General features: G+C 72.2%; 26 protein-coding genes and 1 pseudogene. 12 read left to right on the top strand and 15 right to left on the bottom strand.

Features of this window, described 5'->3' with window-relative positions; genetic code table 11:
• Window positions 1–36: 36 nt before the first annotated feature.
• Entirely contained in the window at window positions 37–2,052 is a 2,016-nt protein-coding gene (locus tag ACTMS9_RS24885; protein ID WP_441166142.1) for a gamma-glutamyltransferase family protein, read from the bottom strand.
• A gap of 352 nt (window positions 2,053–2,404) precedes the next feature.
• Here ACTMS9_RS24885 and ACTMS9_RS24880 point away from each other — a divergent pair, with 352 nt between their 5' ends.
• The 4 genes and pseudogenes from ACTMS9_RS24880 to ACTMS9_RS24865 all read left to right on the top strand — a co-directional run bounded on the left by ACTMS9_RS24880 (window position 2,405) and on the right by ACTMS9_RS24865 (window position 6,023).
• Window positions 2,405–3,016 carry a DUF6230 family protein gene (locus ACTMS9_RS24880; RefSeq protein WP_441149369.1) on the top strand — a complete coding sequence of 204 codons (612 nt, stop codon included), beginning with the start codon at window positions 2,405–2,407 and terminating at the stop codon, window positions 3,014–3,016.
• A 68-nt stretch (window positions 3,017–3,084) separates the two neighbouring features.
• Window positions 3,085–3,582 (top strand): annotated as a pseudogene (locus ACTMS9_RS24875) (DUF6114 domain-containing protein); the annotation flags it as partial.
• Between the two features lie 116 nt (window positions 3,583–3,698).
• Window positions 3,699–4,700 carry a hypothetical protein gene (locus ACTMS9_RS24870; RefSeq protein ID WP_441166141.1) on the top strand — a complete coding sequence of 334 codons (1,002 nt, stop codon included), beginning with the start codon at window positions 3,699–3,701 and terminating at the stop codon, window positions 4,698–4,700.
• Between the two features lie 600 nt (window positions 4,701–5,300).
• Complete coding sequence (locus ACTMS9_RS24865) at window positions 5,301–6,023, top strand: C39 family peptidase (protein WP_441149373.1); 723 nt, start codon at window positions 5,301–5,303, stop codon at window positions 6,021–6,023.
• Between the two features lie 176 nt (window positions 6,024–6,199).
• Here ACTMS9_RS24865 and tatC read toward each other — a convergent pair whose 3' ends face one another.
• The 5 genes from tatC to ACTMS9_RS24840 all read right to left on the bottom strand — a co-directional run bounded on the left by tatC (window position 6,200) and on the right by ACTMS9_RS24840 (window position 9,958).
• Complete coding sequence (tatC, locus tag ACTMS9_RS24860) at window positions 6,200–7,153, bottom strand: twin-arginine translocase subunit TatC (protein ID WP_441166140.1); 954 nt, start codon at window positions 7,151–7,153, stop codon at window positions 6,200–6,202.
• Between the two features lie 18 nt (window positions 7,154–7,171).
• On the bottom strand, window positions 7,172–7,465 hold the full coding sequence (gene tatA / locus ACTMS9_RS24855) for a Sec-independent protein translocase subunit TatA (protein ID WP_441149376.1): 294 nt from the start codon (window positions 7,463–7,465) through the stop codon (window positions 7,172–7,174).
• 213 nt (window positions 7,466–7,678) lie between these two features.
• Window positions 7,679–7,927 (bottom strand): hypothetical protein, encoded by a 249-nt coding sequence (locus ACTMS9_RS24850; RefSeq protein ID WP_280841467.1) that lies wholly within the window; start codon window positions 7,925–7,927, stop codon window positions 7,679–7,681.
• A gap of 10 nt (window positions 7,928–7,937) precedes the next feature.
• Window positions 7,938–8,963 (bottom strand): helix-turn-helix transcriptional regulator, encoded by a 1,026-nt coding sequence (locus tag ACTMS9_RS24845; RefSeq protein WP_441149378.1) that lies wholly within the window; start codon window positions 8,961–8,963, stop codon window positions 7,938–7,940.
• Window positions 8,960–9,958 (bottom strand): helix-turn-helix transcriptional regulator, encoded by a 999-nt coding sequence (locus tag ACTMS9_RS24840; RefSeq protein WP_441149380.1) that lies wholly within the window; start codon window positions 9,956–9,958, stop codon window positions 8,960–8,962. Before ACTMS9_RS24840 ends, ACTMS9_RS24845 begins: the two co-directional genes overlap by 4 nt.
• 115 nt (window positions 9,959–10,073) lie before the next feature.
• Here ACTMS9_RS24840 and ACTMS9_RS24835 point away from each other — a divergent pair, with 115 nt between their 5' ends.
• On the top strand, window positions 10,074–11,072 hold the full coding sequence (locus ACTMS9_RS24835) for a cation diffusion facilitator family transporter (protein WP_441149382.1): 999 nt from the start codon (window positions 10,074–10,076) through the stop codon (window positions 11,070–11,072).
• 43 nt (window positions 11,073–11,115) lie between these two features.
• Window positions 11,116–12,201 carry a DUF3866 family protein gene (locus ACTMS9_RS24830; RefSeq protein ID WP_441166139.1) on the top strand — a complete coding sequence of 362 codons (1,086 nt, stop codon included), beginning with the start codon at window positions 11,116–11,118 and terminating at the stop codon, window positions 12,199–12,201.
• Between the two features lie 97 nt (window positions 12,202–12,298).
• Here ACTMS9_RS24830 and ACTMS9_RS24825 read toward each other — a convergent pair whose 3' ends face one another.
• From ACTMS9_RS24825 to rfbA, 4 genes are all read right to left on the bottom strand, one after another.
• Window positions 12,299–12,493, bottom strand: a complete 195-nt coding sequence (locus tag ACTMS9_RS24825; RefSeq protein WP_441149386.1) for a hypothetical protein — start codon at window positions 12,491–12,493, stop codon at window positions 12,299–12,301.
• A gap of 59 nt (window positions 12,494–12,552) precedes the next feature.
• Window positions 12,553–13,911: a Pup--protein ligase gene (gene pafA / locus ACTMS9_RS24820; RefSeq protein WP_441149388.1), complete on the bottom strand. Its 1,359-nt coding sequence runs from the start codon at window positions 13,909–13,911 to the stop codon at window positions 12,553–12,555.
• A gap of 68 nt (window positions 13,912–13,979) precedes the next feature.
• Window positions 13,980–14,603, bottom strand: coding sequence for a dTDP-4-dehydrorhamnose 3,5-epimerase family protein (locus ACTMS9_RS24815; protein WP_441149389.1), 624 nt, complete (start codon window positions 14,601–14,603; stop codon window positions 13,980–13,982).
• Window positions 14,603–15,490, bottom strand: a complete 888-nt coding sequence (gene rfbA, locus ACTMS9_RS24810) for a glucose-1-phosphate thymidylyltransferase RfbA (protein WP_441166138.1) — start codon at window positions 15,488–15,490, stop codon at window positions 14,603–14,605. Before rfbA ends, ACTMS9_RS24815 begins: the two co-directional genes overlap by 1 nt.
• Before the next feature lie 88 nt (window positions 15,491–15,578).
• Between rfbA and rfbB the strand changes: the two genes are divergently transcribed.
• Genes rfbB through ACTMS9_RS24780 form a run of 6 tightly spaced genes read left to right on the top strand, consistent with a single transcriptional unit; the run spans window position 15,579 to window position 20,873 of the window.
• Complete coding sequence (rfbB, locus tag ACTMS9_RS24805; protein WP_441149392.1) at window positions 15,579–16,580, top strand: dTDP-glucose 4,6-dehydratase; 1,002 nt, start codon at window positions 15,579–15,581, stop codon at window positions 16,578–16,580.
• Entirely contained in the window at window positions 16,577–17,464 is an 888-nt protein-coding gene (rfbD, locus tag ACTMS9_RS24800; protein WP_210776251.1) for a dTDP-4-dehydrorhamnose reductase, read from the top strand. The genes rfbB and rfbD overlap by 4 nt, the downstream gene beginning before the upstream one ends.
• Complete coding sequence (locus tag ACTMS9_RS24795) at window positions 17,461–17,847, top strand: DUF2304 domain-containing protein (RefSeq protein ID WP_154937316.1); 387 nt, start codon at window positions 17,461–17,463, stop codon at window positions 17,845–17,847. The genes rfbD and ACTMS9_RS24795 overlap by 4 nt, the downstream gene beginning before the upstream one ends.
• Window positions 17,840–18,541: a glycosyltransferase family 2 protein gene (locus ACTMS9_RS24790; protein ID WP_280841457.1), complete on the top strand. Its 702-nt coding sequence runs from the start codon at window positions 17,840–17,842 to the stop codon at window positions 18,539–18,541. Before ACTMS9_RS24795 ends, ACTMS9_RS24790 begins: the two co-directional genes overlap by 8 nt.
• Complete coding sequence (locus ACTMS9_RS24785) at window positions 18,538–19,848, top strand: lipopolysaccharide biosynthesis protein (RefSeq protein ID WP_441166137.1); 1,311 nt, start codon at window positions 18,538–18,540, stop codon at window positions 19,846–19,848. The genes ACTMS9_RS24790 and ACTMS9_RS24785 overlap by 4 nt, the downstream gene beginning before the upstream one ends.
• The gene (locus tag ACTMS9_RS24780) at window positions 19,845–20,873 is read left to right on the top strand and encodes a glycosyltransferase family 2 protein (RefSeq protein WP_441149394.1); all 1,029 of its coding nucleotides are present in this window, start codon (window positions 19,845–19,847) and stop codon (window positions 20,871–20,873) included. Before ACTMS9_RS24785 ends, ACTMS9_RS24780 begins: the two co-directional genes overlap by 4 nt.
• Window positions 20,874–21,259: 386 nt before the next feature.
• Here the strand turns inward: ACTMS9_RS24780 and prcA are convergent, their stop codons facing one another.
• The 5 genes from prcA to dop all read right to left on the bottom strand — a co-directional run bounded on the left by prcA (window position 21,260) and on the right by dop (window position 25,420).
• Window positions 21,260–22,093 carry a proteasome subunit alpha gene (prcA, locus tag ACTMS9_RS24775; RefSeq protein ID WP_441149395.1) on the bottom strand — a complete coding sequence of 278 codons (834 nt, stop codon included), beginning with the start codon at window positions 22,091–22,093 and terminating at the stop codon, window positions 21,260–21,262.
• A 61-nt stretch (window positions 22,094–22,154) separates the two neighbouring features.
• On the bottom strand, window positions 22,155–22,994 hold the full coding sequence (gene prcB, locus ACTMS9_RS24770; protein ID WP_441149397.1) for a proteasome subunit beta: 840 nt from the start codon (window positions 22,992–22,994) through the stop codon (window positions 22,155–22,157).
• The gene (locus ACTMS9_RS24765; protein WP_441166136.1) at window positions 22,913–23,395 is read right to left on the bottom strand and encodes an endonuclease VII domain-containing protein; all 483 of its coding nucleotides are present in this window, start codon (window positions 23,393–23,395) and stop codon (window positions 22,913–22,915) included. Before ACTMS9_RS24765 ends, prcB begins: the two co-directional genes overlap by 82 nt.
• Window positions 23,396–23,580: 185 nt before the next feature.
• On the bottom strand, window positions 23,581–23,796 hold the full coding sequence (locus tag ACTMS9_RS24760; RefSeq protein ID WP_074477166.1) for a ubiquitin-like protein Pup: 216 nt from the start codon (window positions 23,794–23,796) through the stop codon (window positions 23,581–23,583).
• Window positions 23,797–23,902: 106 nt separating this feature from the next.
• A complete protein-coding gene (gene dop, locus ACTMS9_RS24755; protein ID WP_441149398.1) occupies window positions 23,903–25,420 on the bottom strand; it encodes a depupylase/deamidase Dop in 1,518 nt (505 codons plus the stop codon).
• Window positions 25,421–25,448: the final 28 nt, after the last annotated feature.

Raw genomic sequence — 25,448 nt, 5'->3', positions numbered from 1 at the left:
TGAGGGCGGCTCATACCGCGGAGGTGAACCGGTACGTCAGCGCCCGATCGCGCTGCCGTCGCGGCGCTTGTCCGCCGCGCCGAGCAGTTGGTCGCCGCGTACCTCGATGGCGGTGAGACCGCTGTCCAGTGCGATGAGCCGGGGACACGGATGCTCCCGGACCACGAGTTCGGCCATGATCGCGCTGATCCGCCGGCCCGCTTCGAGCTCGGAAGGCGCCCCGACAGACCCCCCGCACTTGCGCGTGATGTCCTGCCCGCTGAAATGCCCCTGGTCGATGGCCTCGGCCGGCCCCATGCCGTCGACGATCACACCGACCAGCGCCTGGGTCACGTAGTCCGGGATGTGCGAGCCGCCGGCCGCGCCCACCACCAGCTTCAGCTGCCGTCCCTGTTCATCGAGGACGATGGTCGGCGCCATCGACGCCGTGGGGCGCTTCTTCGACTGCATGACGTTCACCGGCTTGCCGGGGGAGACCGACGACGTGTCGGTGAAGTTGTTCATCGCGTTGTTGAGGATCATCCCCCGCGCCTCGATGTGCGCTCCGAAGTGCGTGTTGATGGTGGTCGTCATCGAGATGGCGTCGCCGTCGCTGTCCACGATGCTCACGTTGCTGGTCGGGTCGCCGACGTCGATGGTGCTCGGGACGTCCCCGGTGGGCCCGGGAGGGATGCGCTCCGGCGGCTCTCCCGGCCTGATCGGGTCGATCGCCCGGTCCGCAGAATAGAGGGAGAAGCGCTGGTCGAGATACTTGCTGTCCAGCAGGCCGGCCGCCGGCACCTTGTGGTAGGCCGGGTCCCCGATGTACGCCCGGCGATCGAGGTTCGCCAGGCGGCTCGCCTCGACGAAGAGGTGCATCCGGTCGGCCGAGTCCGGCTCGCTCTCGCCCACCTTGCCCCGGTCGAGCAGGCCCAGCATCTCCAGTACGGACACTCCCCCGAACGCGGGCGGCGCCGACGTGCACACCAGCACGCCCAACACCTTGCGGCACAGCGGCTTGCGTTCGATGGCGGCGTATTCGGCGAAGTCCTCGGCGGTCATGAGACTGGGGATCACGACCGGTCCGGCGGTGTTTCCCTTCAACTTGAACGGCCCCTTCGCCGCGTGCTGCACGATCGCCGGAGCGATCTTGCCCTTCGGGTCGTAGAACGCATCCGCCCCGCCGTCCCGAACCTCCCGCAACACCTGCGCGATCTCCGGGTTGCGGATCGTCGTACCCGGCTTCTTGGCCTTGTCGCCGTTGCAGTAACGGGGGCGCAGATCGGGGTAGTTGCAGCGCTTGCGCCCGTTGTTACGCTCGTCGAGTCCACTGCTCAGGGCTTCCGGCATGGGGAAGCCGTTCGCGGCCAGGTTGATGGCGTCGTCGAAGAGCTCGTCCCAGGGAAGATCCCCGTACACGTCGTGGACGTCCGAGAGCACCCGCAGCGTGCCCGGTACGGCGAACGCCCGGGCCGTCGCCGACGCCGCGTACGGGAACCGGTCGACGCCGAGCGCCTTGCGCTCCTGGTCGGTGGGAGTCATCAGGTTCTGCGGCACGTTCTTCGGCGCTCGGGACATGCCGTCGAAATACCGCACCGTGTGCTTGTCGGGATCCCAGTAGTTGATGAGCGTGCCACCGGTCAGACCGGAGGCGTGTGGCTCCACGACGGCCAGGACCGCCTGCACGGCCACCGCCGCATCCGCGGCCGTGCCGCCCTTGGCGATGATTTTGCAGCCGGCCTGCACCGCGAAGGGATTGGCCGCCGCCACCATGAACTTCCGACCCACGGCGTCGGCCTCCCGGCCGGTGGTGGGATTCGCGCACGAATCGGCACGCGCCGCAGCCGTGTTCGCTCCGGTGACCGCTGACGACAGGGCCGGAAAGACGAGCGTCAGCACCAGCGCGGACAGGTAGAGGCGCCGCTTCCGTGCGTACATACAACAACCTCCCGGGATTGATGCCGCGGCCTCGGAACACGAATCTGCTCGGATCGCGTGAGGCCTTCGCCCTGCTGTCCGTTCCGAAGGGACGGCTCCCGCCGTTGGCTGGCACATTCGGTTGCACGCGGGCACAGTCGTCGACGCACCGACGTGGAGAGGCAGTCGACACCGGCATCATGGTTCTCGTTCGGGTGACCCCGCAGGGCATCGCGAGAAGTCGTGGCCGCTGGGACGAGGGTGTCGAAGGTGGCACCGGGCAGTGCGGCGAGCGGACCTCGCGCCCCGAGCCCATCCATGGCGCCTGACGCTAGGTGACGAATCCGCACCCGGATGTCTACAGCGTGTTAGCGTCGGGGTGGCGGTGCCTGCTGGCGCATGCGCAGGGGGATGGCCCATCTCGGCCTCCGTCATCGCCCAGCTGGCCCACGAGCCCTCGTTGGCGCTCGTCCGACCACCGGCACGACATCCACCCTGAGGAGGAACCGTGCAGGAGAGGTCCGACATCCCAGGACGTACCCGCTGGCGGCGCTTCGCCGCCCTGGCGATCCCGGCGACCGCGGTCGCCGGCGCGATCGTGCTCGGCATGGCCAACGGCGCCATGGCCGCCTCGTTCGCCGTGTCCGGGCAGACGTTCAAGGTCTCCGCCTCGGAGCTGCGCGGCGAGGGCTTCGTCCAGTACGGCGGCGTCGCCACGGAGGTCGACGGGACCAGGCATCCGGTGGCGACCACCGGTATCCGCAGGGCGCAGCTCTTCGACCTCTGCCAGTCGGTGAAGGCGCCCGGCGCGCCCGTCGTGATCACCATCAACGCCGGCGGCGGTGGCCGGCCGGCCACCGCCACCGACCTGCTGATCGACGCCGAACAGCTCGAGGGTGACGCCCGGTTCACGAACATCCAGATCAATCGGGACGCGTCGACCCTCGAGGGCGGCCCCCCCAACGCGAGGGGTCCCCGGGGGACGTTCGGCCAGCAGGCCGACACCGTCACGATCACGAACCTCCGCCAGGTGGCCCGCTCCACCGAGGCCCGGACGTTCAACCTCACCGGATTGAAGCTGAAGGTCAGAACGGGCGCGGCCGCCAAGGAGTGCTTCTGAGCTGACCACCGCCCCGCTCTCCGTGTGGCGGGGGCTGCGCTCGACCCCTCACTCGGCAGGAGGCATGGGTGGACAACGGCGAACCGCGGAACGCCCGGCCGGAGCGGCTCCGCGACCTGCGCGGCTTCCGCCGCTGGCGGCGGACCCGACCATTCTGGGGCGGCCTGTTCACCGCACTGGCCGGTCTGCAGATCTTCGGCACCACCCAGATGTCGCTCGCCGGTCTCACTCTCCAGACGGGGACGACCGGCTTCCTGTCCTGGCTGATCCCCACCATCCTGGTGACCTGTGGGCTGCTGATGTGGTTCAAGCCCCCACACCGGGTCCTCTACGCCGTGGTCGCCGCCGTGACCGCGCTCTTCTCGCTGATCGGGGTGAACCTCGGCGGCTTCTTCGTCGGTCTGCTGCTCGGCCTGGTCGGCAGCGCCCTCGGCTTCGCCTGGACGCCGGACACCCCGCCGAGCGCCGCACCGGCCAGCGAGCCGGCCGGCGCGGCAGGGACGCGGGACGAGCCAGCGGACGACGCGGCCGTGCCCGACGAGGCCGCGGGCGACGAGACGGCGCGGCCCGGGACGCCGGCGGACGGGACGGGGCCGGACCAGCCCAGGCCAGGTGCGGGAGCTGACCTGTCGGCCCCCGACGCTGCCCCCAGCACGGGCAGCCGGCCCTCGTCGACGAACTGATGTTCGGCCGGGACAGCCTGGGGCTGCACCTCACCCGGCCGTCGCCCGGCGCGTACCAGGAGTCCGCTGCGGCCCTGAGGCTCTGGCCGGCCGAGCGGACGAAGCCCGAGCAGCCGGGGCCCCCACAGCGCGGCCTACGGTTCTTCGCGGCACTGATGGGGCTGCTCGGGATCTCCGCCACCGTGACGCTCGCCGCGCCCGGCCCGGCGAGGGCGTCGGCCGTACCCGCCCCGGCTCGGGACGGACCCACCTGCCCGACCGAACCGGCGCCGGACGGGCCGGCCGGCTCGTCCTCGATCAGCCCGAGCGGGTACGCCAGGGCGAACCGGAATGTCCTCGGCCTCGGCGGCCTCGGCGGCCTCGGCGGCCTCGGCGCGTTCCACGGGGGCCAGGACGACGAGGAAAGTGCCCGGGCGCAGTCGGAGCGTGCGGCTGCGCCCGGCCCGCCACCGCTGTCGACCCTGCTGGCCGCCAGCTCCGGGCCGATCGTCCTGGCTCTCGACTGCGCCCGCCCCGAGCCGACCCCGGCCGCCCCCGGGGCCGGGAGAACCTTGCCGCGGATCCCCGCCGAGCCCGGCCAGCCGCTGGTGGCGAAGAGCCCGGTCCACCTGACCGGCTCCACCATGACCATGACGGGGCTGCGGATCGAGGGAATCGTCGAGCTGCCCACCGCCGGCGGCACCCTGCGGGCCTTGAAGTTCAGCATGGATCGGGTGATGACCGACGACGCCCGACTGCGCTCGCCCGGCCCGGCGGGCCGCACCATGCGGGTCGCCACCGATCAGCTGACGCTCAGCGGCGAGGTCGCCGTCTACGCCACCCGATTCGTCGGACGAATCCTCGGCGTGACGATCACGCTGAGCCCGGACCTGCCGCTCCCCCCGGGGATCGCCACCACCTCGCCGGGCCCGGTCACGTTCAGTGGCGTGGCAGTCGACCTGGCCTTCCTGGACGGCCACTCGCTCACCGCCCGGCCAGCGCTAAAGCTCAGGGTGAACTGACGACCACGAGGTTGCTCCGGGCAGCGCTGGACCCCTCGTCAGCCCCCCGGGATGCGGTCCTCACCGCCGGGCGCAGTCGGGCCGAGGGACGCCCTGCGGGCACCGTGGCTCACGTACGCAGCCTGACTGTGCCGGCAGGCCGTCCGGAGCCACGACGAGGCGGTGGGCGGCCGGAAGACCCTATCCCCGCCCACACACCGAGGACACCGGCGAGGCCGCTAAGTCGTCAACGAGGCCGATCCGGCTCGTGCGACGCCCCGCTCGATGACCACCTCCACCGGCCAACAAAATGCCGCCCGTCAGGCCTCACGGAAGGCCCACTGGACCAGGACAATCCGCGCATCGGTGCATAGCCGCCCGCCCGCCGCGTGGGATGACCCGGCTCCGACATCCCTCACGTCGCACCCGGTCCCACCGCCATCTTTCGCACCAACCCCCGCGCGGCCCGGCCCCTTCTACTCCTCCTGCGGGATTTCCGCGCGTGATCGGGCAAAGCCGGCCGGAACCCCCGCTACTCGGGTAGTGTCGCGCGTTTTCGCAGACCAGGCCCGGGTAAGCGGCGGGCGAAGGCCGGTAAGACCAGTCGAGGGGAGCATCACGATGAATTCCCTGTTCCGTAAGAGCGTGCTGTCCGTTGCCGTGCTGGCCAGCGGCGCCTTCACTGGTTCGGCGATCGCCGCCCAGGCGTCCGCCGATCCGATGACCCCGTCGCATCCAGCCCCGGTGCAGAGCGTGCCCGCCTCCGCCGACCAGCCCCCGCCGCCGCCCGCGCCCCCGCCGGCTCCTGCGCAGGCGCCTCCGCCGGCTCCTCCGCCCGAGGACGGTCAGCGAGTGCTGCACTACGACTATCAGCGGCAGCCGAACGAGTACTACTGCGCACCCGCCGCGACCCGGATCGCCCTGTCCACGCAGGGCAAGGTGGTGAGCCAACGTGAGGTCGCCGACAAGCTGGGCACCACGCAGGCCGGCACCGACTCGGTGGACGCCACCACCCGGGTGCTCAACGAGATGACCGCCGGCGGCTACGAGACCACCGAGATCCAGGGCGCCGAGGCCGACCCGCAGCAGGAAGCCGAGCTGCGTACCGACGTGGTGGAGGCGGTCGACGCCAACCGTGGCGTGGTAGCCAACATCATGGGCACCTCGGTCGACACCGAGGGCAACCGCTACTCGTACGAGGGCGGACACTATCTGACCATCGTCGGATACCGCGACGGCGGTGACACCATGAAGGTCGCCGACCCGTACGACCCGACGAAGACCTACTGGATGACCGACGACAAGCTCGCCGACTGGATCGCCGCGCGCGGCTACTCGAGCTAGCCCCGATCAGGACGTTCCCGCCGGCCGGGTCCCGAACGGGGCCCGGCCCATGCCTGTCTCGACCCGTCGCCGCTCCTGACGTCCCGCCGGCTCTCGCCGATCGGCGGGGATGACACGGCGACGCCGCCCCCGGCAGGCGGAGGCGGCGTCGTGGACAGCCCGGGGCGCGGAACCCGTCAGGTCATGTCGTCGAAGCGTCGGTCGATCGGGGCCGGCGCGGCGACCGGCGCCGGCGCCCCGACCGGCCCGGAGAAGTCCACGCCGGCGGACGCCTCGACCGGCTCGTTGTCCAGCTCCAGCGGCGACACCTCGTCGTCGCTGAGGTCGGAGTAGCTCTCCTTGCCCCGACCCCGACGCCTGTCGTTGAGGAAGGCCACCCCGACCGCGGCGAAGTAGAGCGCGCAGAGGCAGATCGCCAGCGCGGTCATGCCGAACGGGTCGGGGGTCGGCGTGACGACCGCCGAGAAGGCGAAGAACACGAAGACCGCGACCCGCCACCAGCTCAGCAGCTTCCGTGCGCTGGCCAGGCCGACGAAGTTGAGCATCAGCACGATCAACGGGAACTCGAACGCCACCCCGAACAGCAGGATCAGGTTGGTGACGAACGAGATGTACCGGGTGACCTCCAGCGTCGTGGAGATGTCGTCACCCGAGACGTCGAGCAGGAACTCCAGGCCCTTGGTGGTGACGAAGAACGCCAGCACCGCACCGGCCGCGAAGAGCGGCGCGGCGAGCGCCGTGAAGACGTACGCGTACCGCCGCTCGTTCCGGTGCAGGCCCGGCGCGATGAACGCCCAGAGCTGGTAGAGCCAGACCGGTGCCGCGATGATCAGCCCGACCCAGAGGCCGATCTTCAGGTTCAGCAGGAAGACGTCGGCCACACCGAGCTGGACGAACTTGCACAGCCCGGTCTCGGGGTCTGCCGCCTGAGGCAGGTCGCAGTAGGGCTTGGACAGCAGCTCCCGGACCGGCGTCGCCAGCCAGATGCCGAAGCCGAAGCCGACCAGGATCGCCAGCGAGGCGCGGAAGAGACGGTTGCGCAGCTCACGGATGTGCTCCATGAGCGTCATGGAGCCGTCGGCGGCCCGTTCGAAATCGCTCGGGCCGCGCTTGCGAAGCGCGAAGGCCACGGTGCTCGGGCCCTTCGGTCAGTTGTCGCGGACGCGCTGCACCGGGTCGACCGGCGGGGCGACCGGCTGCTGCGGGGCCTGCTGCGGGGCGTACTGCTGCTGCACGTGCGGCGGCAGCGGCTGGTAGCCGGCCTGCGCGTCGGCCTTCTCGGCCAGGTCGCGGTCGTCGTCCTGCAGGCTCTTGGTCTCCGCCTTGATGATCCGCAGCGAGCGGCCCAGCGAACGGGCCGCGTCGGGGAGCCGCTTCGCGCCGAAGAGCAGGATCAGCACGACCACGAGTACGGCGATGTGCCACGGCTTGAGGGCACCCATGGGAAGCTCCAGTCGCTCTGTGTCGAAGGGTGTGTCGCAGCCCATCGTACGTGCGTCGAGAGCCGTTGCCACCCGCCGGGCCGCTGGTGACGCGTCCGGCCGGTGAAGTCTTGACCACCCTCGCGTGTCCCGTCAACCACCTGGGGACGTCCATCCGTGCGCGAAAGGCACCCGGATCGCGCAGCCGACGCGCGATTCACCGACCGGGGTCGATCACTTACCGCGCTTGGCCTTGATGAGCTCCACCCGCTGCTGGGTCGTCTCGACCTGCCGTTGGAGTGTCTCGGCCCGCTCGGAGAGCGCCTCGGCGGCCTCGCGCAGCGCGTCCGCGTCGGCCTGGCGTCGCTGCAGCGCGACCGCCGCCCGACGCAGCCGGGGCAGCCGCGCCAGCACCGGCCGGACCGCCAGGGCCAGCACGACGAGTGCGAACAGCACCACCGCGAGAACGATCCACTTCACCACGGCGGTCAGCCTACTGGGTGACGGCCCCCACCGCCGGGTCGGCCGACGGCGCGTTGTCGCCCACCGGGGTGCCGTACGCCTCCAGCGCGGCGAGCGCCTGCGCCCGCACCTGATCGGCCAGCTCGGCCGGGGCGACCACGGTGACGTCCGGCCCCAGCCCGAGCACGAACCGGCGGGCCCAGCCCAGGTCGGTCACCCGCAGCGAGACCAGCCACTGGTCGCCGTCGCCGGCCTCCACCCGCTCGCACGGGTAGTACTCGGTGATCCACCGCTCGCCCCGACCGATCCGCAGGGTGATCAGCGGCAGGTCCGGCGAGGGGCGGAACACCCCGTCGGTGAGGTCGTGCGGGCGCGCCTGCGGCGGCACCACTGCCGGCTCGTCCAGCTCGGCGACCGCGTCGATCCGGTCGGCCCGGAACAGCCGGACCGCCTCGGCCCGGCGGCACCACGCCTCCACGTACGCCCGGCCGCCGACCATCAGCATCCGCAGCGGGTCGATGGTGCGCTCGCTGGTCTCGTCCCGCGCCGCCGTGTAGTAGGTGATCCGCAGCGCCCGACCGCCCTCGACCGCCGAGCGCAGCGCCTCGACCTGCCGGGTGTCCCCGGGCAGCCGCACCGCCACCGGCGCGCCGACCAGGTCGCCGGCCGCGTTCTCGATCTTCGCCAGGGCCCGCTCCACGGCCTCCCGGTTGGCCACCCCGGGCGTCTCCGCGAGCATCCGCAGCGCCACCACCAGGGCCAGCGCCTCGTCCGGGGTCAACCGCAGCGGCCGGTCGATGCCGGCGTCGTAGGTGATGGTGACCCGGTCGCCGTCGAAGGCCATGTCGATCAGGTCACCCGGGCCGTAGCCCGGCAGCCCACAGACCCAGAGCAGTTCCAGGTCCTCGCGCAGCTGCCGCTCGGTGACGCCCAGGTCGCCGGCCGCCTCGGCGATCTCGATGCCGGGGCGGGCGAGCAGGTAGGGCACCAAATTGAGCAGCCGGGCCAGTCGGTCCGCGGAGGTGCGGGAGCCGCTCCGAGCGGCCGGTCGAGTCACCGGGGGCCTCCGGCCACGGCCAGGTCGTCCTGCCGGACGGCGATCTCCTTGAGTCGTTGGATCACCGCGTCGCGCACCTCCGGCGGTTCCAGCACCCGCACGTCCGGGCCGTACCCGACGAGGTGGCCGGCGAGGGAGTCCGGGTCGGCGTACGGCAGGACCAGCCGGTCGCCGTCGGGGCCCGGCAGGGTCTGCACGGCCCAGCGCCGCAGGCCGGCGGCGCGGCCCGGGGCGGCCAGCACGGTGGCCCGGCCGGTGCGCTCGACCGGCCCGGACCAGCGGGCCACGTGGCTGATCAGGTCGACGCCGGCGGGCCGCTCGTACCCGCCCGGCTCGCCGGTCACCCGGACCGCGCCCACCACTCGGGAGAGCCGGAAGCAGCGGGTGGCGTCCCGGTCCAGGTCGTGGCCGACCACGTACCAGCGGCCGCGCCAGCAGACCACGCCCCACGGCTGCAACCGGCGGCGGGTCGGCGCGTCCCGGTCGGGCACCCGGTAGTCGAAGCCGACCTCGCGCCGGTCCCGCGCGGCGGCGGTCAGCGGCGCGAACGCCGGGTCGACCGTGACCATCGGCTCCAGGCCCAGGGTGGCCTGCGGGTCCACGTCGACGCCGGCCGCGCGCAGCTTCGCCAGCCCGGAGGAGGCGGCGGCGGCCAGCCCGGCGTGCTGCCAGAGCCGCGCGGCGATGCCCACCGCCGCGGCCTCGTCGGGCTCCAGGGGGATCTCCGGCAGCGCGTACTCCCGGTGGGCGATCCGGTAGCCGGGCTCGGCGTCGAAGACGCTGGCCGTGCCGGTCTCCAGCGGCACGCCCAGTTCACGCAGCTCGGCCTTGTCCCGCTCGAACTTGCGCTGGAACGCCTCGTGCTCCTTGGCGTCGTCCGGATCGTGCTCGTAACCGGGCACGGTCGCGGCGATCTGCGCGGCGGTCAGGAACCGTCGCGTGGACAGCAGACAGATCACCAGGTTGACCAGGCGTTCGGTACGGCTCCGCGACACGAGGTGAACGCTAGCAGCCCGCGCGCCACGGCCGTGCACCCGCGCGGGCGCGGCGCGCGGCGCAGTGCCGCCGGTCACCGGACGGTGTCGGCCCGACCGCCCTAGGGTGAGGCGCATGTCGGAGGGGGAGGTCAAGGCCGAGAGCGTCGGCACGGTCGTGGTGGCGGGCGCGGCGAACCTCGCCATCGCGGTGGCCAAGCTGGTCGCCGGCCTGATCTCCGGCTCCGCGGCGATGCTCTCCGAGGCCGCCCACTCGGTCGCCGACACCACCACCGAGGTGCTGCTCTACCTGGCGCTGCGCCGGGGCGCGCGGCCCGCCGACACCCGGCACCCCTTCGGGTACGGCAAGGAGAGCTACGTCTGGGCGTTCCTCGCCGCGCTGTTCACCTTCGTCGCCGGGGCGGGCTTCGCCATCACCCACGGCGTGACCACCATCCTGGTGCACCGGCACAGCGGGGACTACCTCGTCTCCTACGTCGTGCTGGGGGTGTCCTTCGTCATCGAGTCGATCTCGCTGACCCGGGCGGTGCGCCAGGTGCGCAACGAGTCGCGCCGCTGGCGGACCAGCCCGCGCCGGTTCCTGCGGCTGACCGCCGACACCACCGTCAAGGCGGTGTTCCTGGAGGACAGCGCGGCCCTCGTCGGCCTGCTCCTCGCCGCCGTCGGGCTGGGCCTGTCCCACCTCACCGGCGACGAGCTGTGGGACGGACTCGCCTCGATCGGGATCGGTCTCCTGCTGCTGGTGGTGGCGACCATCCTGGCCTGGAGCAACCTGTCGCTGCTGGTCGGCCGGTCCGTGCCGGAGCGGCTGCACCGCGAGATCGAGCGGGAACTGGCCGAACTGCCGGCGGTCGACCGGGTCGACACGCTGATGACCATGCTGCTCGGCCCGGAGGAGATCCTGGTCGCCGCCAAGGTGGACTTCCACGACCAGGCCACCGGCGCCGACATCGAGGCCGCCGCCGACGAGGCCGAGCGCCGGCTCACCGACCGCTACCCGGAGATCCGGTTCGTCTTCCTCGATCCCACCCGCTCGATGCCCGGCACCGACGGGCGGCGGGCCCGGCGTACCCAGGACCAGGAGCAGGACCGCCGGCGGCCCGGCCCGCCCTGACCCGGGCGCGGCGCCGCCGCCGGGCGCGGATAGCGTGCCCGGCATGGTGCGATGGCGGTCCGGAACGGTGACGGCGGTACGACGGCGGTGGGCCGGCGCGGTGGAACTCGACGTCGACCTGCCCGACGGCGGCGCCCTGCGCGCCCTGGCGTACCCCGCCCTGGTTGGCGACCCGGTGCCCGGCGACCGGGTGCTGCTCAACGCCGGCGCCCTGCTGATGGGGCTGGGCACCGGCGGCTACGCCCTGGTCGTGGCGCTGCCCGACCGGCTGCCGCCGGACCCGCCGCAGGCCGGCGACACCCGCGACGCCGGCCACCTGGTCAAGGCCCGCTACACCCCGTTGCAGGCGATCATGCTCGGGGTGGACGAGGAGGCGTCGGAGCACCACGAGCTGCTGGCCCGGGCGGAGAGCCTGGACGGGCTGCCCGTGGTCACCGCCGACCTGCACTCGGCGCTGCCGGCGATCCTGGCCGGCGTACGCGCCGACGCCCCCGATGCCCGGGTGGCGTACCTGCTCACCGACGGGGGCGCGCTGCCGGCCTGGTTCTCCCGCACCCTGGACGGGCTACGCGGGGAGCTGGTGGGCGCGGTCAGCGTCGGACAGGCGTTCGGCGGCGACCTGGAGGCCACCACCCTGCACAGCGGCCTGCTGGCCGCCCGGCACGTGCTCCGCGCCGACGTGGCGATCGTCGCCCAAGGCCCGGGCAACCTGGGCACCGGGACCACCTGGGGCTTCTCCGGGGTCGCCGTCGGCGAGGCGGTCAACGCCGTCGCCACCCTCGGCGGCCGGCCGGTCGGCTCGCTGCGGATCTCCGACGCCGATCCGCGCCCCCGGCACCGTGGCGTGTCGCACCACAGCCTCACCGCGTACGGCCGGGTGGCGCTGGCCCCGGCGGAGCTCGTCGTGCCCGACGGCCTGGACGCCGCGCTGGCGGCGGAGGTGGACGCGGCGCTGGCCCCCCTCGCGGGGCGGCACACCCTCGTCCGGGTGCCGACCGACGGGCTGGACGCGGCGCTGCGCGCCCTGCCGGTCGGGCTGTCCACCATGGGCCGGGGCCTGGACGCCGATCACGCCTACTTCCTGGCGGCGGCCGCGGCCGGCCGGCACGCGGCCCGCCTGATCGGCTGACCGCCCGGCGCGTCGGCCCCGTTTCATAGTTTGCGGCGAGTCGGGGTGTCCTGGGCGGCGGTCACCGCGACACGCCGCAAACGGCGGCGCGGCGGGCTCAGCCGACCAGGAAGATCAGCGCCAGCCAGCCACCGACGATGGCGACCAGCGCGACCGCGAGCACCCAGGTCGGCACCCTGTACTCGCCGCGGCGGTTGCGCTCGATCTCGGCGCGGATCTTCTCCCGGCGCCGTTCGACCCAGTTCAGCTTCTCGGTGCCGCGATCGCGGTCGGAGGGTGAGGAAGTGTTCATCGCGACGCCAGCGTACCGGTGCGTCGGCGGCCGGTGCCCGGCACCGGCCGCCGACGTCCTCACATGCTGGCGATCAGGCGTTCCACCCGCTCGTCGTACGCCCGGAACGGGTCCTTGCAGAGCACGGTGCGCTGCGCCTGGTCGTTGAGCTTCAGGTGCACCCAGTCGACGGTGAAGTCGCGCCGCTTCTCCTGGGCGTGCCGGATGAACTCGCCGCGCAGCCGGGCCCGGGTGGTCTGCGGCGGGGTCTCCTTCGCCTCGAAGATCTCCGGGTCGGTGGCCACCCGGTCGACCTGCCCGCGCCGCTCCAGCAGCCCGTAGAGGCCCCGGCCGCGCCGCAGGTCGTGGTAGGCCAGGTCCATCTGGGCCACCCGGGGGTGCGACAGCGGCAGGTCGTGCTTGCGCTGGTAGCGCTCGATCAGCCGCAGCTTGGTCACCCAGTCGATCTCGCGGGCCACCGGGTCCAGGTCGCCGCTCTCCACCGCGCTGAGCACCCGGCCCCACAGCTCCACCACCCGCTTGGCGGTCTGGTCGCCGCCCCGGCGCTCGACGAACTCGGTCGCCTTGGTCAGGTACTCCTGCTGGATCTCCAGCGCGCTGACCTCCTTGCCGGAGGCCAGCCGCACCTTGCGCCGGCCGGTGATGTCGTGGGAGACCTCCCGGATGGCCCGGATCGGGTTCTCCAGCGTCAGGTCGCGCATCACCACCCCGGCCTCGATCATCCGCAGCACGATGTCGGCGCTGCCCACCTTGAGCAGCGTGGTGACCTCGTTCATGTTCGAGTCACCGACGATCACGTGCAGCCGGCGGTAGCGCTCGGCGTCCGCGTGCGGCTCGTCTCGGGTGTTGATGATCGGACGGCTGCGGGTGGTCGCCGAGGAGACGCCCTCCCAGATGTGCTCCGCCCGCTGCGACAGGCAGTACACCGCCCCGCGCGGGGTCTGCAGCACCTTGCCGGCGCCGCAGATCAGCTGGCGGGTGACCAGGAACGGGATGAGCACGTCGGCCAGCCGGCCGAACTCCCCGTGCCGGGAGACCAGGTAGTTCTCGTGGCAGCCGTACGAGTTGCCGGCCGAGTCGGTGTTGTTCTTGAACAGGTAGATCTCGCCGGCGATGCCCTCGTCGTGCAGCCGTTTCTCGGCGTCGACGAGCAGCCCCTCCAGGATCCGCTCGCCGGCCCGGTCGTGGGCCACCAGGTCCACCACCGAGTCGCACTCCGGAGTGGCGTACTCCGGGTGCGAACCGACGTCCAGGTAGAGCCGGGCACCGTTGCGCAGGAACACGTTGCTGGACCGGCCCCACGACACGACGCGGCGGAAGAGGTACCGGGCGACCTCGTCAGGGGACAGCCGACGCTGCCCGCGGTAGGTACAGGTGACGCCGTACTCGGTCTCGAGGCCGAAGATTCGCCGCTCCATGCTGTGACATTAGCCGCCCGGGGGCCCCGTTCGTCACTGTCACCGCACAGGTCGTGCTCTCCGGTCGATCACATACCGTCCGAGTGCGACATTCCGTCCGGCCGCAGGCTCGCCGTGAACGCCCGGCAGGCCTCGTACTCCGGCAGCAGGCCGGACTCGCGGGCCTGCGCCAGCGTCGGCGCGGCGGCGTCCCGGGCGGAGAGCTGCGGGACCTCGGCCGGCCACTCGATGGCCAGGTCGGCGTCGAGCGGGTGCACCGCGTGCTCGCCGGTCGGGTTGTAGGTCGTCGAGCAGAGGTAGCTCAGCGTCGCGTCGTCGGTCAGCGCGCAGAAGCCGTGCCCCAGCCCCTCGCTGAGGTAGACCGCGCGCCGGTCGACGTCGTCGAGCCGGACGCCCTCCCACCGGCCGAACGTCGGCGAGCCGACCCGCAGGTCCACGATCACGTCCAGCACCGCGCCGCGTACGCAGGTGACGTACTTGGCCTGGCCCGGCGGCACGTCGGCGAAGTGGATGCCGCGCACCACGCCGCGCGCGGAGACCGACAGGTTGGCCTGGGCCAGCCGCAGCGGATGCCCGACCGCCTCGGCGAGGCGGTCGAAGCGGTACCACTCCATGAACAGCCCGCGCGGGTCGCCGTGCTGCTGCGGGCTGATCTCCCAGGCCCCCTCGATACCCAGCTGCCGGATCTTCATCAGCGGGCCACCGCCTCGCCGTGCTTCTCGGCCAGCAGGCCGAGCAGGTAGTCGCCGTAACCGCTCTTGGTCAGCGGCTCGGCCAGCACGCGCAGCTGGTCGTCGTCGATCAGGCCGGCCCGCCAGGCCACCTCCTCGACGCAGCCGATCTTCATGCCCTGGCGCTCCTCGATCACCCGGACGAACTCGCCGGCCTGCATCATCGAGGCGAAGGTGCCGGTGTCCAGCCAGGCGGTGCCCCGGTCCAGCACGGTCACCGACAGCTCCCCGGCCTCCCGGTACGCCTCGTTGACCGCGGTGATCTCCAGCTCGCCCCGGGCGCTGGGCTTGAGGTCGCGGGCGATGCCCACCACCCGGTTGTCGTAGAAGTACAGGCCCGGCACCGCGTACCGGGACTTCGGCTTCTCCGGCTTCTCCTCGATCGACAGCACCTTGCCCTCGTCGTCGAAGTCGACCACGCCGTACGCCTCCGGGTTGGCCACCGGGTACGCGAACACCCGCCCGCCGACCGGGTCGCCGTGCGCGGCGAGCTGCCGGCCCAGACCAACGCCGTGGAAGATGTTGTCGCCCAGGATCAGCGCCACCGACTCGTCGCCGATGAAGTCCGCGCCGAGCACGAACGCCTGCGCGATGCCCTCCGGGCGGGCCTGGGTGACGTACTCCAGCCGCAGGCCCCACTGGCTGCCGTCACCGAGCAGCCGCTCGAACTGGGACTGGTCCTCCGGCGTCGTGATCACCAGGATCTCCCGCACCCCGGACATCACCAGGGTCGACAGCGGGTAGTAGACCATCGGCTTGTCGAAGATCGGCATCAGCTGCTTGGAGACCGCCCGGGTGATCGGCCAGAGCCGGGACCCGGTGCCACCAGCGAGAAGGATTCCACGCACCCGGGGAGACTACCTGCACCGGCGTCAAACGGACACCGGGGTCGCCGTCCCCCGGGGTCCGCGAGGATTCGCGTACACTTCCGGACCCGTGAGGATTCTCGTCACCGGCGGAGCCGGATTCATCGGGTCGGAGTACGTACGGATGCTGCTGGGCGTGCCCGGCGGCGACGCTGCCGGGGTGCCCGTCGTCGAGCCCACCGCGGTGACGGTGTTGGACAAGTTGACCTACTCGGGCAACCTGAACAACCTCGCCCCGGTGCGCGAGGACGCCCGGCTGCGCTTCGTGCAGGGCGACATCTGCGACCCGGTCCTGGTCGACCAGGTCGTCGCCGATCACGACGTGATCGTGCACTTCGCCGCCGAATCGCACGTCGACCGCTCGATCGCCGGCGCCGCGCCGTTCGTCACCACCAACGTGCTGGGCACCCAGACGCTGCTGGACGCCGCGCTGCGGCACGGCACCGGCCGCTTCGTGCACGTCTCCACCGACGAGGTGTACGGCTCGATCGACGAGGGCTCCTGGACGGAGACCTGGCCCCTGGCCCCGAACTCCCCGTACTCGGCCTCCAAGGCCGGCTCGGACCTGCTCGCGCTGGCCTACCACCGGACCCACGGCATGGACGTGGTGGTCACCCGCTGCTCCAACAACTACGGGCCGTACCAGTTCCCGGAGAAGGTCATCCCGCTGTTCGTGACCAACCTGCTCGACGGCGGCACCGTCCCGCTCTACGGCGACGGCGGCAACGTCCGCGACTGGCTGCACGTGCACGACCACTGCCGGGGCATCGCCCTGGTGCAGCAGAAGGGCCGCGCCGGCGAGGTCTACAACATCGGCGGCGGCACCGAGCTGAGCAACAAGGAGCTCACCGGCCGGCTGCTCGAGGCGTGCGGCGCCGACTGGGACCGGGTGGTCCCGGTCGCCGACCGCAAGGGCCACGACCGCCGCTACTCGCTGGACATCAGCAAGATCAGCGCCGAGCTGGGGTACGCCCCGAGCATCGACCTGGACCGCGGCCTGGCCGAGACGGTGCAGTGGTACCGGGACAACCGGGCCTGGTGGGAGCCGCTGAAGGCGGCCAAGGGCGCATGAGCCGAGTGCTCGTCACCGGCGCGGGCGGGATGCTCGGCCGGGACCTGCTGGCCGTGCTGGCGACCCGGCCGGACCTGAAGGTGACCGCCGCCACCCGCACCGAGCTGGACATCACCGACGCCGAGGCCGTCCACGCCGCCGTCGCCGGCCACGACGTGGTCTTCAACACCGCCGCGTGGACCGACGTCGACGGCGCGGAGCGGGACGAGGCGGCCGCCACCGCGGTCAACGGCGACGCGGTCGCGCACCTCGCGCGGGCCTGCGCCGCCACCGGCGCGCGGCTGCTGCACGTCTCCACCGACTACGTCTTCCCCGGCGACGCCGAGCAGCCGTACGCCGAGGACGCGCCCACCGACCCGGTCAACGCGTACGGCCGCAGCAAGCTGGCCGGGGAGCGGGCTGTGGCCCGATTCCTCCCGGAAACCGGCTACGTCGTCCGTACCGCGTGGCTCTACGGCGCGCACGGGCCGAACTTCGTGGCCACCATGCTCCGCCTCGCCGAGCAGCGCGAGCAGCTCGACGTGGTCGACGACCAGCAGGGCCAGCCCACCTGGTCGTACGCGCTGGCCACCCAGCTGGTGGCGCTGGCCGACGCGGCGCTGGCCGGCCGCGCCCCGGCCGGGGTCTACCACGGCACCTGCTCCGGCCGGACCACCTGGTGCGGCCTGGCCCGCGCCACCTTCACCCTGGCCGGGCTCGACCCGGAGCGGGTGAGACCCACCACCAGCGACCGGTTTCCGCGTCCGGCCGCCCGACCGGCGTACAGTGTGCTAGGGCACGACCGCTGGGCGGCCGCAGGTCTTCCGCCGCTGCCGGACTGGCGTGACACGCTGTCCGACGCCTTCGACTCCCCCACTCCACCCGCCCCGTGGAAGGTCGCATGAAGCTCACCCTGGTCACCGGTCTGACCGGCCTGCTCCTGCTGGTCACCATCGTCGAGCTGCTGCGCCGCCGGCAGCTCCGCGAGAAGTACGGCATGCTCTGGCTGGCCGTACTCCTGATCGTCATTCCGCTGTCGCTGTTCCCCCGCCTGCTCGACAACGTGGCCGGCTTCTTCGGGGTGGTCTCCGGCGTCAGCCTCGTGCTCTTCCTCGGCATCGTCTTCCTGCTGCTGGTGTGCGTGCACCTCAGCTGGGAGGTCAGCGCCCTGGAGGAGGAGACCCGCACCCTGGCCGAAGACTTCGCCCTGCTCCGCGCCCAGGTCGACGCCGACCGCGCGGCCCGCACCGAATCAGCCCGAGACGAACTGGTGTCCCACGATGGTTAACGGCAAGCGCGTTCTGATCATCATCCCCGCGCTCAACGAGTCCGGCTCGATCGCCGACGTCGTCGGCGAGGTCCGCGGCGAACTGCCCGGCGTCGACGTGCTGGTGGTCGACGACGGCTCCACCGACCGCACCGCGGCGGTGGCCGCCGCCGCCGGCGCGCGGGTCGCCAAGCTGCCGTACAACCTCGGCGTCGGCGGGGCCATGCGGCTCGGCTACCGGTACGCCCGGGACAACGACTACGACGTCGCCATCCAGATCGACGCCGACGGCCAGCACGACCCGCGCTACGTGCCGAAGCTCGTCGACCTGCTCGACGACACCGACCTGGTGATCGGCGCCCGGTTCGCCGGCGAGGGCGACTACAGCGTCCGCGGCCCCCGCCGCTGGGCCATGGTCATGCTCTCCGCCGTGCTCTCCAAGGTCGCCAAGACCAAGCTCACCGACACCACGTCCGGCTTCCGCGCCGCCAACCGGCGGGTGATCGAGATGTTCGCCGGCTGGTACCCGGCCGAGTACCTCGGCGACACCGTCGAGACGCTGGTGCACACCGCCCGGCGCGGCTACAAGATCCGGCAGGTGCCGGTGGCCATGCGAAAGCGGATGGCGGGCACGCCCAGCCACTCCCCCGCCAAGGCGATGATCTACCTCGGTCGCGCGTTCGCGGTACTCACGCTGGCGCTCATCCGCCGGTGATCCGGCGGCTGCTCCACCTCGTCCCGCCCGGCACCCTCGCCGTGGGTGCCGGGCTGGCCCTGCTCGGACTGGCCTCCTACGTCCACCTCGCGGTGGCCGGGCACAGCCTCACCGAGGCCGACTACTCCTCCCTGTCGGTGCTCTGGTCGATCGTCTTCACCCTCGGCATCGGCGTGTTCATGCCCGTCGAGCAGGAGGTCGCCCGGGTCGTGGCCGCCCGCCGCAGCCAGGGACTGCCGCCCGGTCCGGTGCTGGCCCGGGGCGCCGTCCTCGCCGCCGGGGTGCTCGCCGTGATGGTCGTGGTGATCCTCGCCGCGCACGGGCCGCTCACCGACCGGCTCTTCGCCGGCGACGCCGCCATGGTCACCGTGCTGATCGGCGCGCTCGTCGCCATGGCCGTCGCCTACACCACCCGCGGCGTCCTCTCCGGCCTGCAACTCTTCCCCTGGTACGGCACCCAGCTCGGCGTCGACGGCGGACTGCGGATCGCCATGGTCGCCGTGCTCGGGTTCGCCGGCGTCACCTCACCCCTGTGGTACGGGCTGGTGCTGGTGATCGCCCCGCTGGCCGGCGTGCTGCTCACCCTGCCGCCGGTGCTGCGTGCCGCCGGCGGCGGCGTACCGGTCGCCTGGGGCGCGCTGCTGCGCGGCCTCGGCCTGCTCACCGTCTCCAGCCTGCTCTCCCAGGTCGTGGTGAACGTCGGCGTGATCAACGTACGGCTGCTCGACCCGTCGGACGTCGCCACCGCCGGAGCGCTGCTCTCCGCGCTGGTGCTGGTCCGCATCCCGCTGTTCGTCTTCGCCTCCCTGCAGGCGTCGCTGCTGCCCGGCCTGGCCACCTCCGCCACCACCGGCGACCTGCGCGGCTTCCACAGCCTGCTGCGCCGGGCGCTGGGCATCGTCACCGCGCTCGGCGTCCTCGGCGCAATCGGCGCGATCGCCCTCGGCCCCTGGCTGGTGGGCACCCTGTTCGACGCCGCCGACGTGCTCGGCCACGGCGACTTCGCCTGGCTGGCCGTGGCCACCCTGGCCTACCTGTGGGCGATGGTCCTCGGCCAGGCGCTGCTCGCCCTCGACCGGCACCGCGCCCAGGCCCTCGCCTGGACCGTCGGCGTGGCCGCCCTGGTCGCCGTGACCCTCACCCCGGCGTCGGTGGCGCTCCGCGTCGAGCTGGCCTACACGGTCGGCTCCGTCGTGGTGGCCGCCGCCATGGCGCTGCTGCTGCGCCGCCAGTCCCGTCCCACCCCCACCCCGACCCGGTCCCTCGACGACGCCCTGGCGACCGGAGTATCCGGAGGCATCCGATGACCCGCCCGCAGGTGACCGCGGTGATGCTGGCCTACGGCGCCGAGCCGTACCTGGTCGACGCCGCCCGGGCCGTGCTGGACAGCACCGACGTCGACATCGACCTGATCGTGGTCGACAACGGCTGCACCGGCGACGGCATCGACGTCGTCAAGGGCTTCCCCGGTGTCCGGGTGATCCGCCCCGAGGAGAACACCGGCTACTCCGGCGGCTGCCGGGTCGGCGCCGCCGAGGCCACCGGCGAGTGGCTGGCCTTCGTCAACAGCGACGCCATCGTCGCCCCCGACGCCCTGGCCAAGGTCGTCGCCGTGGCCGGCGAGCCGGGCGTGGGCGCCGCCATGGCCTCCATCCGCCTCGCCGACAACCCGGAGCTGATCAACACCTCCGGCAACCCGCTGCACTTCACTGGGCTGTCCTGGGCCGGCGGCAACGGCGAGCCGGCCAGCGCCCACGCCGTCCGCACCACCGTGCCGTCGCTCAGCGGCTGCTGCTTCGTCATCAACCGGGCGCTGTGGCGGGAGCTGGACGGCTTCGCCGCCGAGTACTTCGCCTACCACGAGGACACCGAGCTCAGCCTGCGCCTCTGGCAGCGCGGGCTGCGGCTGGAGTACGTCCCGGACGCCGTCGTGCGGCACCACTACGAGTTCTCCCGCAACGCCCTCAAGCTGTACCTGGTCGAGCGCAACCGGCTGGTCACGCTGCTCACCGCGTACGAGACCCGGACGCTGGTGGTGCTCGCCCCGGTCCTGCTGCTCACCGAGGCGGCCATGCTCGCCGCCGCGCTCGCCGGCGGCTGGGTCACGCAGAAGTTCCGCGGCTGGGGCTGGCTCTGGACCAACCGGGCCTGGCTGAAGTCCCGCCGCCGGCAGCTCCAGGACGAGCGGATCGTGCCCGACGGGGTCATCGCCGAGCTGATGACCGCCCGGGTCGCCCCGTCGAACGTCGACTCGCCCCCCGGCATGGGCGTCTTCAACGCCATCGCCGCCGGCTACTGGGCCCTGGCCAAGCCGCTGCTGCGCCAGCGCTGACCGTTCCAACGGTGCACGGCCGTCCGGCAGCCGCCGGGCGGCCGTCGCCATATCCGCGCCACGCCCCCCCCGCAGGCGCCCCGAGGCACCTCGTGACGCCGCTCGCCGGCCAAACCCGACCCGGACGAACCCCCGCCGACCGACGACGCGGCGACGGCGTCCCGGCCGCGTCGGGGCGTCCCCGTGACGCTGCACTTTCACGGAAAGAGTGGCTATTCCGCGCTTGGAATAGCCACCCCGTGAAAGTGCCTGGATCCTGAGACGGGCGTGGGCGCGCGGGGGCCGGGTGCGGTCGGACGCGACGGCGGGTTCCGCGGCCGGTCCGCGCGGACCCGGACATGCGGCGGGGGCCGGGGAACTCCCCGGCCCCCGCGAACCAGGTATCGCTACGCCTCCGGCGTCTCCTCCGGCTGACCCTCCAGGTCCGCCGAGGCGGCCGAGGTGGTCGGCTTGTGCGCCTCCTCCGTCGGCACCGTCGGCGTCTTCGCCCGGCCGCCGGCCGGCGCGGCGTCACCCGCCGCGTCCCCGTCGAGCAGCGCGGTCAGCGCCGCCCCGGTGACCCGCCGGAAGGTACGCCCCACCCGGCGCCGGTCCAGGACCGCCACCTCCAGCTGGTTGGCGGCGATCGTCCGGGCGGCCCCACCCTCACCGCCGACGCTGCTGAGCGCCTGCACGGCCACCCGCACCGCCTCGCTCAGCGTCATCTCCGGCCGGTGCTGCGCCTTGAGCACCCCGGTGATTGCCTCGGCCTGACCGCCCATGGCCATCCGGCCCGGCTCGTCGTTGACCGAACCGTCGTAGGTGATCCGGTACAGCTCGTCGTCCTCGGCGGTGGCACCCACCTGCGCCACGCAGATCTCCACCTCGAACGGCTTGGACTGCTCGGTGAAGATCGAGCCCAGCGTCTGCGCGAACGCGTTCGCCAGCGCCCGGCCGGTGACGTCACGCCGGTCGTAGCTCAGACCGTTCAGGTCGGCCATCCGCACCCCGGCCCGGCGCAGGTTCTCGAACTCGTTGTAACGGCCGACCGCGGCGAAGCCGATCCGGTCGTAGATCTCGCTGACCTTGTGCAGGGCGCTGGAGAGGTTCTCCGCGACGAAGAGCACCCCACCCGCATAGCTCAGGACCACCGCGCTGCGACCCCGGGCGACGCCCTTACGGGCCAGCTCGGAGCGGTCGCGCATGATCTGCTCGGGCGAGGCGTAGAACTGCATGGCCACGGCGGCGGTTCTCCTTCGGGCGCTGTGCTGACGACTGCTGACTGTGAGGTGGGAGCGGGCCTCAGCCGCCCGGGTTCTCCATCCGCGCGGCCACGACCGCCTCGGCGATCGCCGCCGTCTCCGCGTCGGTGAGCCGGTGGGTGCCATCGGCCGTCGCCGTCATCACCACCGGGTAGATCCGCCGGGTCAGGTCCGGGCCGCCGGTGGCGGTGTCGTCGTCCGCGGCGTCGTAGAGCGCCTCGACGGCGAGCCGGACCGCGTCGTCCAGGGAGATCCCGGGGCGGAAGCGCTTCTTCAGGGCGGACTTGGCGAAGAGCGAGCCCGAGCCGATCGCGTCGTAGCCGGTCTCCCCGTAGGGGCCGCCGGTGACGTCGAAGCTGAAGATCCGACCGGCCGTCGCCGGGTCCTTCGCGGCCAGGTCGAAGCCGGCGAAGAGCGGCACGACCGCGAGCCCCTGCATGGCCGCGCCCAGGTTGCCGCGGATCATCGAGGCGAGCCGGTTGGCCTTGCCGTCGAGCGAGAGCATCGCGCCCTCGATCTTCTCGTAGTGCTCCAGCTCCACCTGGAACAGTCGCATCAGCTCGATGCCGATGCCGGCCGTGCCCGCGATGCCGACCAGCGAGTACGCGTCGGCCGGGTGCACCTTCTCGATGTCGCGCTGGGCGATCAGGTTGCCCATGGTGGCCCGCCGGTCGCCGGCCATCACCACGCCACCGGTGGCCGAGATGGCCACGATGGTCGTCGCGTGCGGCGCCAGGTCGGCGGCCATGCCCGGCGGCAGCGGCCGTCGGCCGGGCAGCATCTCGGGGGCCACCCTGCTCAGGAACGAGGTGAAGGAGGACGTCCCCGCGTTGGTGAACACATCTGGTAGACGCCCGGATGGATCAAAGCCCGCTGCCACGTGGTTCCTCTCAGGTACGTGATCGCCCTGGCCAGCCTCGTGGGACTGTCACGGAACTGGCCAAGACCACCGTTGCAGTTGAAGCAGAGTATCCCGCGCACCCATCCGGTGCGATGATCGTGGTCCAGGTGTTGCGGATCTTCGCCGCCGCAGATCGCGCAGACGCCGCCCTGCTCGGCCAGGAGCTCGTCAAACTCCTCTTGCCCCGCGCCGTAGCGGCGGCGCAGGTGGTACTCGCGACTGCCGCCGTAGAGCCGTTGCCGGGTCTCCTTGCCCCGCGCATTATGGCAGGGTTTGCAGTAGCTGTGCCGGCCGCTGGCCTTGGTGGTGCTGGGAAAGTCCTCCACCGGCTTGATCTGCTCGCAGTCCGGGCACCATTTGAGACCCTCGGCGACCGGCACGGGAGACCTCTTCTGCGGGGCGATGCCGCGCCTGCGACGGCTCGCCTCCGACCGGGCGGCCGCGCAGGCCTTGCAGTAGAAGGCCAACCCGTCCACCCGTCGGCGGTCGCGGTGGAACTCAGTGAGGGGAAGTGCCCGCTTGCACTGCGGACACACCTTGTCCGAGGGCAAATCGGACATATCCCTCACTGGCCCCCTTTCTGTACATAGCCCCTCACGAACTCTTCTGCGTTCTCCTCGAGGACGGAGTCGATCTCGTCGAGCAGGTCGTCGACGTCCTCGGTGATCTCGGCGTGCCGCTCGGCGACCTCCGGGTTCGCCTCGGTGGTGACGTCCTCGATCTCCTCGCCCTGACGGGCCTTGCCCGACTGCGACTGCCCGCCGCTGTCACGAGTGGCCATGGCTGCCTCCTCCACGATCGTCTGCGATGAACTTACCTCGCCTGAGCGACGAAAAGCCCGCCGCGCGCCGGCTCGCGGCACCCGACGGGCGTACGTCGGCGGCCGGTCAGCCGCCGGTGAGCGTCTCCAGCAGGTCCTTGGCGCTCGCGCACCGGTCGAACAGCGCGCCGACGTGCGCGCGGGTGCCCCGTTCCGGCTCCATCATCGGTACCCGGACCAGCGATTCCCGGCCGACGTCGAAGATCACCGAGTCCCAGCTGGCGGCCACCACCTCGGAGGCGTACTGGGCCAGGCAGCGGCCCCGGAAGTAGGCGCGGGTGTCCTCCGGCGGCTGGACCATCGCGGTGCGGGTCTGCTCGTCGTCGAGCAGCGTCTTCATCGACCCGCGGGACACCAGCCGGTGGTAGAGGCCCTTCTCCGGGCGCACGTCGGAGTACTGCAGGTCGACCAGCTGGAGCTTGTGCGAGCCCCAGCCGAGCTTCTCCCGCTCCCGGTAGCCCTCCAGCAGCCGCAGCTTGGCCACCCAGTCCAGCTCGTCGGCGCAGAGGAACGCGTCGCGGCCGAGCCGGTCCAGCACGCTCTCCCACCGGTCCAGCACGTCCGTGGTCTGCTCGTCGACGTCGTCGCCGTACCGGTCGTCGACAAAGGACCGGACCCGCTCCAGGTAGGCCCACTGGACGTCGAGGGCGGTCAGCCGGCGGCCGTCGCGCATCCGCATGAGGTGCTTCAGCGACGGGTCGTGGCTGACCGCGCGCAGTTCGCTCACCGGGTCGGCGATGCCCAGGTCGGACCCGAGCGCCTTCTCCTCGATCATGGTGAGGATCAGCGCGGTGGTGCCGAGCTTGAGGTAGGTGGAGATCTCCGAGAGGTTGGCGTCGCCGATGATGACGTGCAGCCGTCGGTACTTGTCCGCGTCGGCGTGCGGCTCGTCCCGGGTGTTGATGATGGGCCGCTTGAGGGTGGTCTCCAGGCCGACCTCGACCTCGAAGAAGTCGGCCCGCTGGGAGATCTGGAAACCGCTCTGGCCGCCGTCCTGACCGATGCCGACGCGGCCGGCGCCGCAGACGATCTGCCGGGTGACGAAGAACGGCGTCAGGTACGCCACGATGTCGGCGAACGGGGTCTGCCGGCGCATGAGGTAGTTCTCGTGCGCGCCGTAGCTGGCGCCCTTGTTGTCGGTGTTGTTCTTGTAGAGGTGGATCGGGTGGGTGCCCGGGATGGTGGCGGCGCGGCGGGCGGCCTCGGCCATCACCCGCTCCCCCGCCTTGTCCCAGCGCACCAGGTCCAGCGGGTTGGTCACCTCGGGGGTGGAGTACTCGGGGTGGGCGTGGTCGACGTAGAGCCGCGCGCCGTTGGTGAGTATCACGTTGGCCAGGCCGAGGTCCTCGTCGGCGAGCGCCTCGGCGGGGTCGTACGCGGCTCCGGAGTAGGTGAAGCCGCGGGCGTCGCGCAGTGGCGACTCCTCCTCGTAGTCCCACCGGGCCCGGCCGCCCCGGTTGAGTTCGGGGCGCGCTCCGTAGGCGTTGACCACCTGGGAGGAGGTGACCATCGGGTTGGCTCCGGCCTGGCCGGGCACGGAGATCCCGTACTCGACCTCGGTGCCCATGATCCGTCTTACGCTCATCGACCTACCCGCTTCGCTCGCCCGACCC

Source organism: Micromonospora sp. L31 (assembly GCF_052068075.1).
In the GTDB taxonomy this organism is placed as follows: Bacteria; Actinomycetota; Actinomycetes; order Mycobacteriales; family Micromonosporaceae; genus Micromonospora; species Micromonospora purpureochromogenes.
Note: the sequence above shows the minus strand (reverse complement) of the source record. Positions and strands in the feature narration are given on the sequence as shown.

Coding starts and splice junctions, on each gene's coding strand:
- ACTMS9_RS24870 (WP_441166141.1), top strand. CDS start 3,699: ATGTTCGGCCGGGACAGCCTGGGGCTGCACCTCACCCGGCCGTCGCCC.
- ACTMS9_RS24865 (WP_441149373.1), top strand. CDS start 5,301: ATGAATTCCCTGTTCCGTAAGAGCGTGCTGTCCGTTGCCGTGCTGGCC.
- tatA (WP_441149376.1), bottom strand. CDS start 7,465: ATGGGTGCCCTCAAGCCGTGGCACATCGCCGTACTCGTGGTCGTGCTG.
- ACTMS9_RS24835 (WP_441149382.1), top strand. CDS start 10,074: ATGTCGGAGGGGGAGGTCAAGGCCGAGAGCGTCGGCACGGTCGTGGTG.
- ACTMS9_RS24830 (WP_441166139.1), top strand. CDS start 11,116: ATGGTGCGATGGCGGTCCGGAACGGTGACGGCGGTACGACGGCGGTGG.
- ACTMS9_RS24825 (WP_441149386.1), bottom strand. CDS start 12,493: ATGAACACTTCCTCACCCTCCGACCGCGATCGCGGCACCGAGAAGCTG.
- pafA (WP_441149388.1), bottom strand. CDS start 13,911: ATGGAGCGGCGAATCTTCGGCCTCGAGACCGAGTACGGCGTCACCTGT.
- ACTMS9_RS24815 (WP_441149389.1), bottom strand. CDS start 14,603: ATGAAGATCCGGCAGCTGGGTATCGAGGGGGCCTGGGAGATCAGCCCG.
- rfbD (WP_210776251.1), top strand. CDS start 16,577: ATGAGCCGAGTGCTCGTCACCGGCGCGGGCGGGATGCTCGGCCGGGAC.
- ACTMS9_RS24795 (WP_154937316.1), top strand. CDS start 17,461: ATGAAGCTCACCCTGGTCACCGGTCTGACCGGCCTGCTCCTGCTGGTC.
- ACTMS9_RS24790 (WP_280841457.1), top strand. CDS start 17,840: ATGGTTAACGGCAAGCGCGTTCTGATCATCATCCCCGCGCTCAACGAG.
- ACTMS9_RS24780 (WP_441149394.1), top strand. CDS start 19,845: ATGACCCGCCCGCAGGTGACCGCGGTGATGCTGGCCTACGGCGCCGAG.
- ACTMS9_RS24760 (WP_074477166.1), bottom strand. CDS start 23,796: ATGGCCACTCGTGACAGCGGCGGGCAGTCGCAGTCGGGCAAGGCCCGT.
- dop (WP_441149398.1), bottom strand. CDS start 25,420: ATGAGCGTAAGACGGATCATGGGCACCGAGGTCGAGTACGGGATCTCC.